At 65.3% G+C, this 13408-nt stretch carries 10 protein-coding genes; 4 read left to right on the top strand and 6 right to left on the bottom strand.

The window, feature by feature from the left end:
• Positions 1-98: 98 nt before the first annotated feature.
• Together L0963_RS01900 and L0963_RS01895 are read right to left on the bottom strand one after the other, a co-directional pair.
• Positions 99-1103 (bottom strand): LacI family DNA-binding transcriptional regulator, encoded by a 1005-nt coding sequence (locus L0963_RS01900; protein WP_062901832.1) that lies wholly within the window; start codon positions 1101-1103, stop codon positions 99-101.
• Positions 1104-1189: 86 nt separating this feature from the next.
• Positions 1190-3976: a TonB-dependent receptor plug domain-containing protein gene (locus tag L0963_RS01895; protein WP_186402935.1), complete on the bottom strand. Its 2787-nt coding sequence runs from the start codon at positions 3974-3976 to the stop codon at positions 1190-1192.
• Between the two features lie 184 nt (positions 3977-4160).
• Between L0963_RS01895 and L0963_RS01890 the strand changes: the two genes are divergently transcribed.
• Together L0963_RS01890 and L0963_RS01885 are read left to right on the top strand one after the other, a co-directional pair.
• The gene (locus L0963_RS01890; protein ID WP_062903122.1) at positions 4161-6092 is read left to right on the top strand and encodes an isoaspartyl peptidase/L-asparaginase; all 1932 of its coding nucleotides are present in this window, start codon (positions 4161-4163) and stop codon (positions 6090-6092) included.
• Positions 6092-6538 carry an Lrp/AsnC family transcriptional regulator gene (locus L0963_RS01885; protein WP_040590524.1) on the top strand — a complete coding sequence of 149 codons (447 nt, stop codon included), beginning with the start codon at positions 6092-6094 and terminating at the stop codon, positions 6536-6538. The genes L0963_RS01890 and L0963_RS01885 overlap by 1 nt, the downstream gene beginning before the upstream one ends.
• A gap of 29 nt (positions 6539-6567) precedes the next feature.
• Here the strand turns inward: L0963_RS01885 and L0963_RS01880 are convergent, their stop codons facing one another.
• Both L0963_RS01880 and L0963_RS01875 read right to left on the bottom strand, forming a co-directional pair.
• A complete protein-coding gene (locus L0963_RS01880; protein ID WP_062901830.1) occupies positions 6568-8214 on the bottom strand; it encodes a sulfatase-like hydrolase/transferase in 1647 nt (548 codons plus the stop codon).
• Between the two features lie 19 nt (positions 8215-8233).
• Positions 8234-8881, bottom strand: coding sequence for a hypothetical protein (locus tag L0963_RS01875; RefSeq protein ID WP_062901829.1), 648 nt, complete (start codon positions 8879-8881; stop codon positions 8234-8236).
• 122 nt (positions 8882-9003) lie between these two features.
• Between L0963_RS01875 and L0963_RS01870 the strand changes: the two genes are divergently transcribed.
• Both L0963_RS01870 and L0963_RS01865 read left to right on the top strand, forming a co-directional pair.
• Positions 9004-9648 (top strand): TetR/AcrR family transcriptional regulator, encoded by a 645-nt coding sequence (locus tag L0963_RS01870; RefSeq protein WP_062901828.1) that lies wholly within the window; start codon positions 9004-9006, stop codon positions 9646-9648.
• Positions 9645-10583 (top strand): formylglycine-generating enzyme family protein, encoded by a 939-nt coding sequence (locus L0963_RS01865; RefSeq protein WP_062901827.1) that lies wholly within the window; start codon positions 9645-9647, stop codon positions 10581-10583. Before L0963_RS01870 ends, L0963_RS01865 begins: the two co-directional genes overlap by 4 nt.
• Here the strand turns inward: L0963_RS01865 and L0963_RS01860 are convergent.
• Together L0963_RS01860 and L0963_RS01855 are read right to left on the bottom strand one after the other, a co-directional pair.
• Positions 10503-12335: an arylsulfatase gene (locus tag L0963_RS01860; protein WP_062901826.1), complete on the bottom strand. Its 1833-nt coding sequence runs from the start codon at positions 12333-12335 to the stop codon at positions 10503-10505. The genes L0963_RS01865 and L0963_RS01860 overlap by 81 nt on opposite strands.
• Complete coding sequence (locus L0963_RS01855; RefSeq protein ID WP_186402934.1) at positions 12332-13345, bottom strand: glutathione S-transferase N-terminal domain-containing protein; 1014 nt, start codon at positions 13343-13345, stop codon at positions 12332-12334. The genes L0963_RS01860 and L0963_RS01855 overlap by 4 nt, the downstream gene beginning before the upstream one ends.
• Positions 13346-13408 lie beyond the last annotated feature (63 nt).

Here is a 13408-nt window from a genome sequence, read left to right as displayed (position 1 = left end):
ATCGAAGCCATCTTGTGGTGCAAAAATGGTATCGATGTCAAGTTATCGATACCATTGCGGGAAAGGACGTGCGAACTACGGCGCGTTCGCGCAGTGATTCAGCTTTCGCGTGCGACCAGTTCCACGCTCATGGCGCGCGAATCGGCGCCCTTGCCCGCGACGAGATCGAGCACCTTCTTGGCGAGCAATTCGCCGCCGACCGCCCAGTCCTGCCGGATGGTGGTGAGTTTGGGCGATACGATCGCTGCGCCGGGGGAATCGTCGAAGCCGACGACCGATACGTCGCCGGGTACGGACAGGCCGCGCGCCTGCAACGCTTCGATCGCGCCCATCGCAATGGCATCGCTCGCCGCGAAGACGCCGTCGAAGGCAGTGCCCTTGGCCAGAAGCCGATCGATCGCCTCGCGCCCGGCGGCGGCGGTGAAGGCGCAGGCGATCCGCTCAATCACCGCGGCGTCGCTGCCCTTCAGCGCGTCGGCAAAGCCCTGGAGCCGATCCTCGACCTCGCCATGCTGGGTTTCACCAAGGAACAGCAGCGCGCGGCGCCCGCGCGCGCGCAGATAGTCGGCGGCGAGCCGGCCGCCCGCGCGATTGTCGCTGCCGACGACGACGCGTCCGGGCGGGCCGTGCGCCGCGCCCCAGACCACATACGGCAGCCCGGTCGCCTCGATCGCCGCGGCGGCATCGTCATGCACGCCCTGCCCCAGCAGGATGACCCCGTCGGCCGACGGCGGGTGCTGTGCGAACAACTCGATCGTCGTCAGCACCATATTCTGTCCGGCTGCAGTCAGTTCCTGCATGATCCCGCCGAGCAGCGAGAGCGGATAAGGTTCGCTCATCAGGCGGTCGTGCGAGGGGGCCATTTCGATGACTACGGCGATGGTCCGGGTGCGTTGCTGCCGCAGATTGCGCGCCGAAATATTGAGCCGGTAGCCCATGCGTTCGGCGGTGTCGCGGATCAGCCGGCGCGTGCTTTCCTTGACCGTCGGGCTGTCCGAAAGCGCGCGCGAAACGGTGATCTTCGCGACGCCCAGCTCGCGCGCGATGTCGGCCATCGTCGGGCGCGCATTGCCGCCGCCAAGGGGACCGGTGCCATTAGCCATGGCTCCCCTTAACGCGCGTCCGCCTTGTTTCACAAGCGCCTAAGAGGAGGGCGGCGGGGACGGAAGCCCGCCCCCGCCGCGACCGGTCAGAGCGCCGATCCTCCCAATTTGTAGGTGAGCTGCAGGAACACGCTGCGTCCGATGCTGTCGAACCAGCTGGTGTTGTAATAGGGATAGCTCGACCAGGTCGGGTCCTTGACGGGGTTCGTGTCGAACAGGTTGCGCACCGTCAGCGAGCCGCGCAGATGATCGGTGAAATCATATTGCATGGTCGCATTGAAGAGGTAGCTCGCCTTGATGAACGCATCCTCGTCATAATTGGGCAGCTTGCCGAGCCGGGTGCCCGAAAAGGTCAGCTGAAAGCCCTCATTTTCGTATGAGATGCTGCCGTTCGACTTGTCGCGCGGCAGGTAATAGCCGCTATCGACGGCGAGCTTGTCGACGAACGGATCGCCCGGATATTGCTGGAAACTGTGCTTGAACACATGGCTGTGCGCGAGCGACAGGGTGAAGTTGCCGATACCGGTTGGCAGGCTGCCGCGGAAGGCGATATCGATCCCGCTCGTCCTTTCGCGCGCAATGTTGATCGGATTGACGCGGATCGACGAGATCTGCCCGGCATTGCCGCCGCTGGCAAAGCGCGTGATGCGCGCGAAGGCATCCTGACAGGTCGGCGAATTGGGATCGAGCTTGGGCGTGCCGCCCGCGGTCAGCACGCTGCAGTCCGCCTCGGTCCGGGCCAGCGTGTCGATGCTGAGATCGTCGACCTGATTGTCGAGCGTCACGCGGAAATAATCGACCGAAACATGGAGGCGGCTCGACGGCGAAAAGACGATGCCTCCCGTCAGCGTTCGTCCGGTTTCGGCGTCGAGGTTGCGGTTGCCGGTCCGGTTCACGACGACGCCGGTCCCCGAATAGCTGCAATCGCCGATATCCTCGTCGGGCTCTTCGACCGCGCACAGATAATAGTCATCGACGCTGCTCTGCACATTGCCCGGCCCCGTAAAGACATAGTGGAGGTCAGGCGCGCGGAAGGCAGTGCCATAGGCGGCGCGCAGCAGCAGGCTGCTCGTCGGTCGGACTTCGACCCCGCCATTATAGGTGAACTTGCCGACATCGCGGCCGGCAAAGCCGAAGGTGTCATAGCGGCCGGCACCCGTCAGCGTCACGAAATCGAGCACCGGCACGCGCACTTCGCCGCCGATCGCGGCATGGCTGCGCTTGCCCGCACCGTCGCTGTCTTTCCAGCTGTAATAATAGTCGGTGAGCGCCAGCGGATCGGGACGCAGATTATAGCCCTGCTTGCCATATTCGGCGACCACCGCGACCCCGACCGGGCCGGCCGGAAGCTGGAACAGCTCGCCATTGGTCAGCGTCGCCTGCAAATTGCTGGTCCAGCTATACGGACGATAGACCGTATCGGCCGAAATGCTGTCATATTCGGCAGGCGTCAGCGCGGTGTAGAGCCGCGCGGGATCGGCGTTGAAAATCGGATAGCCGCTGTCCTCGTCGACCCCCAGCTGTTCGCCCAGAAAGAAGGCGATCGCCTTGGAATTGACGATCTGGGGCCAGCGCACGACCGACTGGTAGCGGCTGTAATTGAAAGATGCCTCGTAATTCCAGGCATTGCCAAAATTGCCGCGGATACCGGGCGTGATGCTGTAGGTCGTCTGCTTGCTGCGCTGCATTTCCAGCCCGCCGGTTTCTTCCGGGGCAAACTGGCGCGACCAGTCGTCGATCGTATCGTCGAACGCGTTGTAAAAACTGTTGTCCGAACTCGACGACGAGCTTTCGAACGCCCAGCTCGTGACGTCGTACATCAGCCGGACCTTACTGATTCCGAACTGAAATTCGGCGAACAATTTGGCATTGTCCGACAGCTCGTACGACATCGTGCCGAAGCTGTTGAAGCCCTTGCGACCCGAAACGATCGTGCCGTAGCCGATCGACGTCTTGCTGCCGCAGTAATAGCCGGGGCCGTAATCGTCGATCGCCGGATCATAATCGCCGTAGCGCGGACGCGACGTATAGATGGTCGAACCGCCGTTGAGGTTCGCAACCCCGGCGCAGGCCGCCGGACCCGGATCGATATAGCTGTCGTTTTCGATGCTGTAGCGCAGGAAGGTGCGGCGCGCGATCGTGCTGCCGGGACTGTCGTCGGTGCTGTCCTGGATCGAACGATCATAAGCCCACAGCGGACGCTGGTCGAGATATTCGATACCGGCCGCGATGCTGAAACGGTCGGTCGACCAGCCGCCGGTCGCGGTGAAGCGATGCGACATGCCGCCACCATGCTGGGTGCGGCCGTGGCGATAGTCGAGCGTCAGGCCGTCCAGATTTTCCTTCATCTTGAAGTTGATGACGCCCGCAATCGCGTCCGAACCATAAATGGCCGAGGCTGCACCCGACAATATCTCGACCTTGTCGATCAGCCCCACCGGGATATTCGAAATGTCGGTGAAGTTGCTGCGGCCGATATAGGGCAGCGGGAAATCGGCGATGCGGCGCCCGTTGACGAGCACGAGCGTGTGGTTGGGGCCAAGCCCGCGCAGGTCGACCTGCTGCGCGCCGGGGGTGAAGTCGGCGCTGCTGCCCGACTGCGGGCTTTGCGTCTCGCCGCTGTTCTGGGTCATCGCCGCGAGCAGTTCGGGGACGCTGGTATAGCCGTTGGCGCGGATCGCATCGGAATCGATGGTCGTGACCGCCGACGGCCCCTGATCCTTTATCGTGGGAATGCGCGAACCGGTGACGATGATCTCCTGCACCGCGCCCTCGTCCGACGCGTCCTGCGCCAGCGCCGGCGTGGCGAGCGCGGGAAGGCAGACGCCCAGCCCTAGAATGATGCGAAGCGACCGTCGGCCGAGATGTTCCATCGAAAAGCCCCTATCCTGTCTGCGGCGCGAATCGGCGCCCCCAATGCCCTGTCACGAGACGCGCCCTATCAGCCAGAACGGACCGAAAATTTCAATCATTATGACTAAAACAGGAATCATATTGTCATTTTGCGTGTCGATTATGTAACATCCATCGATCAGAGTTGCCGAAGGAGATATGCTGATGCCGCCGATCAGACTGTTCAAATGGATCACCGCACTGCTGTACGCGCTCCTTCTCGCCGCGCCGCCAGCGGCGGCGAAAGACCAGCCCTACGAACATTATGTCTATGGCGCGCTGAACACGCCGACGCCGGGTCCGGTATCGGGCGGACTGCTGCTGATGGGCGGAGGCGACCGGAATATCGACGCGATGAAATGGTTCTTCGGCAAGGCCGGAAAGGGCCACATCGTCGTCCTCAGCGCTTCTTACGGCAAGGAAATCGGCGAGGAATTCTATCGCGACATCGGCGGCATCCAGTCGGTCGAAATCTTCGTTTTCCACGCGCGTTCGCAAGCGACCGACAAGAAGATTCTCGACCGGCTGCGCAAGGCCGACGGCATCTTCATCGCCGGCGGCGACCAGTCGCGATATGTGCGCTTCTGGCGCGGCACGCCGGTCAACGAGATCATCGACGCGCATGTCGCGGCGGGCAAGCCGCTCGCCGGGACCAGCGCCGGCCTCGCGATGCAGGGCGAAAAACTCTATGGCGCGATGGACGACGGCAGCATCAAGAGTCCTGAGGCGCTCGCCGATCCGCTCGGCCCCGCTAACACCATCGAAGGCGAATTCCTGCACCTGGCGCTGCTCAAGGGCATCGTCACCGATACGCATTTCAAGGAACGCGACCGGCTCGGCCGCCTTTTCGCCTTCGTCGCCAAGGCGCAGGTCGGACGCGCTGCCGACGCGCCCGCGATGATCGGGCTCGGCGTCGATGAAAGCGCCGCGCTCGCGGTCGAACCCGACGGGTCGGGGCGCATCTATGCGACCGCACCCGACGGCTATGCCTGGGTCGTGGACGGATCGGAACTGCGCAACGTCAGCGACCGCAGGCCGCTCGATGTGCCGCGGGTGAAGGTGACGGGGGTCGGGCCGGGCTCGGTCGTTCACCTACCCTCGGGCCGCGTCGATGCGCCGGTGTTCGTGCGCAACTATGCCGCGCGCGCGGGCGAACTGGTCGAGGTGCCGCGCTGGTCGCTCGCGATCCATGGCGGCGCCGGGGTCATCAAGCCCGGCTCGCTCACCCCCGACAAGGAAGCCGCCTATCGCGCCGGCCTCGACGCCGCGCTGCGCGCCGGATCGGCGGTGCTCGACAAGGGCGGCCCGGCGCTCGACGCGGTCGCGGCGGCGGTGCGCGTGCTCGAGGACAATCCGCTTTTCAATGCCGGTCGCGGCGCCGTGTTCACCGCCGAGGGGACCAACGAACTCGATTCCGCGATCATGGACGGCGCCACGCTCAAGGCCGGTGCCGTCGCGGGTGTCACGCGCACCCGTCACCCGATCGACCTTGCCCGCGCGGTGATGGACAAGAGCCCGCACGTTCTCTTGGCGCGCGACGGCGCCGACCGCTTCTCGGTCGAACAGGGGCTCGAACAGGTCGACCCCGCCTGGTTCCGGACGGATCAACGGTGGCAGCAGTTGCTCGCCTGGCGCAAGAAGCATCAGGCCGCGCTCGACCCGACGCATCTGTTCGGCACCGTCGGCGCGGTTGCGATCGATGCCAACGGCAATCTCGCCGCCGCAACCTCGACCGGCGGCATGACCGGCAAGCGCTGGGGCCGCATCGGCGATTCGCCGATCATCGGCGCGGGCACCTATGCCAGCAACGGCCGATGCGCGGTTTCGGCGACGGGATCGGGCGAATATTTCATCCGCGAAAGCGCGGCGCGGCAGGTCTGCGACCGCGTCGCGTGGAAAGGCGAAAGCCTGAACGACGCGGCGCAGGCGACCATCGCGGCGGTCGGTGCGATCGGCGGCGACGGCGGCCTGATCGCGATGGGCCCCGACGGCCGCCCGGTCTTTGCACTCAACGACCTTGGCATGTATCGTGGCCGGATGACGGCCGGGGCGGAACCACAGACGGCGATCTTCGCTGACGAGGCATGGGCGGACTGATGGCGCCGATGACCGTCAGTCTCGACGAGATCGACGATCGCCTGCTCACCCTGCTGCGCGACGATGCGCGCCAGACCATCGCACAGCTTGCGAAGGAACTCGGCATCTCGCGCGGCCAGGTCTATTCGCGGCTCGCGCGGCTGGAAGAGGATAATATCGTCGCGGGCTATACGGTGCGGCTGGGACAAGCCTTTGCCGCCGGCCGCGTCCGCGCCCATATGATGATCAAGACGTTGCCGCGCTATCACCGCGAGGTCGAGGCCGCCCTCGCCGGCTTTACCCAGGTTCAGGCGATCCACGCGATCAGCGGCGAATATGACATCATCGCGATGCTGGAAGCGGAGGACAGCGCCCTGCTCAACGAGCTGATCGACGAGATCGGCCTGCTCGACGGGGTCGAACGCACGACGACGTCGGTCATATTGGTGACCAAGATCGAACGCTGACCCCTTCCCTCCGGCGACGACCGAACCGGTCAGTTGGTCCAGTAGATATAATCCTGCCCGTCCTTCCACGGCGCGTTGAGCGGCACGTCGATCCGCACCGGCCCCTCGATCAGCCCCGGCCAGATCGGCTTGGCCATCCCCTTGTTCTGCGCCTCGATCATCGCACGAAGCTGTGCGACGCGCTGCGGCTCCTGCGCCGACACATCATGCTGTTCGGTCGGATCGATAGCGACATTATAGAGGCGAACCTTTTCGGGCCGCTTCGTTACCTGCAATTTCCAGTCGCCCGCGCGCACGACGCGATAGTCGCCCGAACGCCAGTACATCGCCTGGCGATGCGCCGGCCCGGCAAGGATATTCTGGCTGTCGACGATGCGATCGGTCGGCACCTTCGCCCCCGCCGCGGCGGCGATCGTCGAATATATGTCGATATGCCCGGTCACGTCGGCGCGGGTAGAACCCGGCGCGATATGGCCCGGCCAGCGCATGAAGAAAGGCGTGCGGATGCCGCCCTCGAAGAAGGTCGCCTTCCAGCCGCGATAGGGCGCGTTGAGGTGCGGGATGCCGGTGTACCAGGCCCCGCCATTGTCGCTGGTGAAGATGACAAGCGTATTGTCGTCGATCCCCGCCTGCTTGAGCTTCGCCATGACATCGCCGATGCGGCGGTCGAGCTGCGCGATCATCGCTCCGTAAACGCGCGTCTTGTGATCCTTGATCTGCGGCAGCCGGTCATATTCCTCGCGCGTTGCCTGCAACGGCGTGTGCGGCGCATTGAACGCCAGATACATGAAGAAGGGCCGGTTCTTGTTCGCCTCGATCGCCTTTTCGGCTTCGGCGGCGAAATAGTCGGTCATATGCCCCTGGGGATGAAAGCGCTTGCCGCCGTTGAAGGTGACGGCGTGGCGCAGATTGGCCCAGATGAAACGGTCGATCGGATCCCACGGCAGCTTGGCGTTGACCGTATCGGGATCGTCGTCGGGCAGGAATTTCGCGCCCCCCGCCAGAATCGCGAGGCTTTCGTCGAAACCCTGCGCATTGGGCTGCAAGCGCGGCGCTTCGCCCAGATGCCATTTGCCGATGTGGATGGTGTGATATCCCGCCGCCTTCACCGCTTCGGCAATGGTAATTTCGCTCGGCGGGACGCCCATGTCGGGATAGTCGGGAATATCGTCGGTGATCAGTTCCTTGTGGAATACCGCCTTCAGCGGGCCAAGGCCGCCGCCATGCGCCAGATTCTCGGCAAAGGCGGTCGGCACCGCGGTGAACTCGAAACCGAAGCGAGTCGGATAGCGGCCGGTCATCATCGCCGCGCGCGACGGCGAACAGGTGGCGTTCGCGGCATAGGCGGTGGTGAAGTTCAGCCCCTGACGTGCCAGCGCGTCGATGTTGGGCGTCTTGACGATCCCGCCCGCAACGCCGCCGCCGTTCAGGCTGATGTCGTTCCAGCCCAGATCGTCGGCGACGATCAGGATGATGTTGGGCGGGCGCTTGGTCCCCGGCGCGGTGACGGGGGCCGCACCCGGCCCCTGCTGCCAGACCACCGCGTGGTTCGGCTGCACCGGGTCGCGCCAATCCTGGATCATCCCGGGCAGACGATATTTATTCTCCTGAAAACCCCAATAGCCACCCGCGCCGATCAGCGCGACGACGCCCAATGCAATCCAGCGTTTCTTCATCGGTCCCCTCCGGCCCCCTCTAAGCCCATGTCAAAAGCGCGATATGCGCAAGCGCCGCAGCGAGCGCGAGCCCCAGCCCCACCGTGACCCGCGGGCTGGCATAAAAGGCGATCTGTCGCTGCGTCGGGAAAGAGAAGGTCGTCTCGATCCCCAGTGTCTTGTTCGGATGCACGGCGCGAAAGGCCGGATCGGCCGCCATGCGGATCAGATCGCGGCGGCTGCGGTATCGCATCGTGCCGACCAGCGACCAGCCGGGGTCGGCGGGTGTGTTCCACGCGTCGATATAGCCGCCGACCTTGGCGCCGACATAGAGCGGATGCCCGCCGCGCGCGATCAGCCCGCGCACGAAGGGGTCCGAATAGCGGCGCAGCCATTCGCTGCCCGCGCGCGTCTCGCCGCTGGCGGGATCGGTGACTTGGCCCGGCCGCGTGCGGACAAGATTGACCATGACGAATTCGCGTCCGTCGTCGTCCTCCAGAAAAGCGCGCAGGCGGGCGCTGTCGTTGCCCGTTTCCTCCATGCGATCGCCGAGCGTGCCCAGAAAGGCGTCGATCTCGGCGCGCGTCAGCGGGCGGCGGAACCCATCGTAGAACAGCAGGAAGGCGAGCCAGAGCAGCAACGCGCCCGCCCAAATCGCGCCGACAAGAAAAGCCTGCTCCCCCATCATTCCCCCGACTCTTCGGTTGCCCCGAAACTATTGGCACTATATGTGTCATTATATCGGGCGCGGCGCAAGATGCTTCGAAGCGGGCATTGACCACGGCGCCAAGCTGCGCCAGCGGGGAGGACATGACGACAACGGCGAAAGCGGAGGGCGAGGCAAAGGCGAATCCGGCGAGCGAGACGCCCCGGATCGATGGTCGGCGCGAACGCAGCCGGTCGAGCCACAAACGCATCGTCAAGGCGATGATGGAGCTGATCGCTGGCGGCGACCTGATGCCCAGCGCGGCGCGCGTCGCCGACGAAGCCGGGATCGGCATTCGCACCGTTTTCCGCCATTTCGACGATATGGATTCGCTCTATAGCGAGATTTCGGCGACGATCGCCGAACGGGTGATGCCGATCGTCACCGCCCCCTATCTCGACAACGACTGGCGTGCGAACATGCGCGATCTCGCCCGCCGCCGCGTCCGCGTGTTCGAAACGATGCTGCCGTTCCGGCTCGCGGCCAATATCAAGCGCTATCAGTCGCCCTTTCTGATGGCCGAATATGGCCGCGTCATCACGGTCGAGCGCGAACTGGTAATGCGCCTGCTGCCCGCGCCTGTCCTTGCGAACAAGGTGGCGGCGGAGGCGCTATGTGCCACCCTCTCCTTCCAGAACTGGCGCGCGTTGCGGCACGACCAGGGCCTGCCGGCCGAAGAAGCGGGGACCGTCACCGCGCATATGGTCGAAGCGCTGCTTGCCGCGCTTCCGCAAGGCGGCGATCGGTGAAGCGCAGCGCAGCGCTGATCGCTTTCGCCGCGCTGGGCGCCCTGGCCGCATGCGGCGCCAAAAAGACCGAACAGCATGCCGAAGCGCAGACCCCGACCTGCCCGCCGATGCCGGCGCGCGACTATGTCTGGATACCCGGCGCGACCTTCACCATGGGCGCCGACGCGACGCTGCCCGAAGAGGCACCGGCGCGCGAGGTTTCGGTCAAGGGTTTCTGGATGGCAACGCATGAGGTGACGAACGCCGAATTCGCCGAATTCGTGAAGGCGACCGGCTACAAGACGCTTGCCGAGAAAGACCCGCCGAAACTGCCCGGTGCGCCGCCCGACATGCTGATCCCCGGATCGGCGGTGTTTACAGCGCCGACTGACGGCAATCCCAACTGGTGGCGCTGGGTCGTCGGGGCCGAATGGCGGCATCCCGAAGGACCGAAGACCGGCATCGCCGGCCGCGATCGCGACCCGGTGGTCCAGGTCGGCTACGAGGACGCGCTCGCCTACGCGCACTGGAAGGGCAAGGCGCTGCCCGACGAGGCGCAATGGGAACTTGCCGCTGCAACCGGCGGCGCGCGGCGCGATGTTCCCGTCGATGCAAACGGCAAGCCGACCGCCAACTATTATCAGGGCGTGTTCCCGGTCCGCGACCTCGGCACCGACGGCTTCAAGAGCCGCGCGCCCGTCGCCTGCTTCCCCGCCGACAAGCACGGCGTCCACGACCTGATCGGCAATGTCTGGGAATGGACGGCAAGCGCGATCGACCCCGACCGCAATGTCATCAAGGGCGGCAGCTTTCTGTGCGCGGCGAATTATTGCGCGCGCTATCGCCCCGCCGCGCGCCAGTTTCAAGAACGCTCGCTAGGTACCGATCATGTTGGCATTCGCCTGATCGACACCGCGCGCCCGCCGCCGCCGGACGAAAAGCCACAAGAGGGCTGACAGCGCGACGATCGCCCCGCCGAGCACCAGTCCGGCCTGGATCGCCCGCTTGCGGCCCTGTTGCCGCCACGCATAAAGGTTGATCTGTTCGTCGGCGGTGTAACCCGCCGGCATTTCGAGCACCTGGTTGGTCTTGGCGAACGCCGCATAATCGGCCTTCATCGCCGCAAAGCGATCGGGCATCGCGGCGGCCAGATCGCGCGTCTCGCCGGGGTCGCTGGCGATGTCGAACAGTCGCCATTGACCGTCGCCCGTCGGCGGCAGATTGCGCACCAACTTGTAATCCCCCCGGAACAGCGCGGCATTGCCCGACAGTTCATAACCAATCGGCGCGTCGCCATGAACGCTGCCCGCGCCGCCTGCCAGCATCGGCACCAGACTGCGCCCCGCGATCGGCTCGACCGTCCGCCCGCTCCAGCTGCCGCCGTGACCCGGCACGCCGGCGAGGTCGGTCAGCGTCGGGACGATGTCGGTGACATGCGCGAGCCCCTTCGAGATCGCGCCCGCGCGCACCTGCGGATGGCCGGGCCAGGCGATTATCAGCGGTACGCGCAGCCCGCCCTCGGTCGCGCTGAACTTGTACCCCGATAGCGGCGCCGCAGCCGCGCTGGCCCAGCCCGGACCGATGGCGCTGAAGCTGTGGCGGCGGCCGATGTTGCCGATCGACGTGTTATATTGCATCCCCAGGAACAGCCGGTTGCGCAGCCGGTTATAGGGGTTGGTCGGTTCGGGGCCGTTGTCCGACAGAAAGACGAAGATCGTATTGTCGTAATCGCCCGTCGCCTTCAGATGCGCGACAAGGCGCCCGATCTCGCGGTCGGCGGCGGTCGCCATCCCGGCATAGGCCTGCATGACGCGGACCGCCGCCTTGCGTTCGTCGCTGTCCAGCTTTTGCCAGTCGGGGGTGGTCGCCATCGTCACCATCGGCGCGCCCGCGGGCATGATGCCGAGCGCCGCGGCGCGCTTGGCCCGTGCGGCGCGCAGCGCGGTCCAGCCTTCGCGATACATCGCCTGATAGCGCGCGATATCGCTGTCGGGCGCCTGCACCGGAATATGGTTTGCTAGGAAATTGACCGACGCGAAAAACGGCTTTCCGCTCGCGCGGTCGGAGTCGATATAATCGATCATCTTCTGGACGACGAAGCGCGACGAATAATAATCCTTGGGCAGCACCCCCGGCTTGCCATTGTCGGTCCAGTTCGCCTTGTCGTAGAGGCCCTTTATCGGCTCCTGATCGAAATTGTCGGCGCCCGCATCGGCCAGGCTGAAGGCGCGATCATAGCCGCGCGCTTCGGGAAGCCGCGTCGGATCGCTGCCCAGATGCCATTTGCCGGTCAGATAGGTGCGATAGCCCGCCGCCTTCAGCATTTCCGCGATCGTGACGACGCTGTGGTTCATCACCGTCTCGTACCCCGGCTTGCCGCGGTGCGCGTCGGGGATCGTCTCGGGCATATTGCCCAACCCGGCGCGGTGGTTCATCACCCCCGTCTGCAGCATCGCGCGCGTCGGTGAGCAGGAACCCGACACATGGAAATTGGAAAAGCGCATCCCGGCATGCGCCAGCGCGTCGATGTTCGGGGTCGCGAATTCGGCCCCGAAAGCGCCGACATCCGAAAAACCCCAGTCATCGGCCAGCAGGATGACGATATTGGGATGGCGCGGCGCTGCGGGCGCGGTCGGCACCGCGGTCTGCGCGGCCAGCGGCGCCGCGACCAGCGCAGCGGCGATCCCGGCGGCGAACGCGCGCCTCATGCCGACACCAGCGCGGGCAGGCAGCCAGTCCGCTCGAGCAGCGGATCGACCGCGGCGCGCGCCGCGTCGTTCAGCGCCGCGTAGCGCATGCGCAGGTCGGCAAGGCATTTCGCCTGATATTTGAACACCCCCTGGTCATAGCCATGCCCCATCGCCTCGAACCGTATCATCGCCTCCCCCTTTTCCAGTGCCGCCGCATTCGCCCGCAAGAAGGGCAGATAGACCGCGCCCGCCACCGCCAGCAGCGCATCGACCACGGGCGGCAGCCGCGCATCGGCCGCGTCCCATTCGCCGTCGATCCCCGACATGTCATCGATGTGCGAAAGCCAGCGATAGGCAAAGGGATAGTCGGTGCGCATCATCGCCTGCGCGGTCGGATCGACGCCGAACTGCGACAATTGGCCAAAGAGGCCGAATTCGGCGAGCGATGGCCGCGTGCCGAACAGGCAGTGCCGGTCCTGGACATGCGTCTCCAGCGCCGCGAGCACCGCGCGGGTCGACGCTTCGATCAGCGGGAAATTCGCCGGCGTGCAGCCGACGATCGCCAGGCGCCCCACCTGCCGCTCGCGAAAGCTCGCCGCAAAGCGCTCGCGCTGCTCCGCACCGCCGCCCTTGAACGCGTCGAAGGCCAGCCAGCGACTCATCTGAAGCTGGTCGACCTCGGCCAGCCAGCGATAGCCGAACATCGCCTTGGTCAGCCATTCGTCAGCGAAATCCTCGATCAGATGCGCCAGAAAGGCGCGCGCGGGATCGGGCGGCACCACCGAACGGCTGCCCGGATGGCGATCCTCGAGCAGATAGAGGAGCGGGGTCGAATCATTGTGCCAGCTATCGTCGGGAAAGCGCACCACCGGGATCACCGGCGCGCGGACATGCGCCAGCGCCCCGCCCTGCGTCGCGGCGCCATGCACCCAGATATGGGGCAAACGGCGATAGCGCATCGCCGCGCGAATCTTCATCGAATAGGGCGAACCCAGCGCACCATGGACTTCATAAGGCCGTTCGTTCACCCGTCCCTCCCCATGTTTTGACATATGCTATGCCAATATATCGGCGAGCGCAATGGGCGGCGT

This window comes from Sphingopyxis sp. NFH-91 (assembly GCF_021401285.1).
In the GTDB taxonomy this organism is placed as follows: Bacteria; Pseudomonadota; Alphaproteobacteria; order Sphingomonadales; family Sphingomonadaceae; genus Sphingopyxis; species Sphingopyxis terrae_A.
The sequence above is the reverse complement of the archived record's forward strand: the minus strand, read 5'-3'. Positions and strand labels throughout refer to the sequence as shown.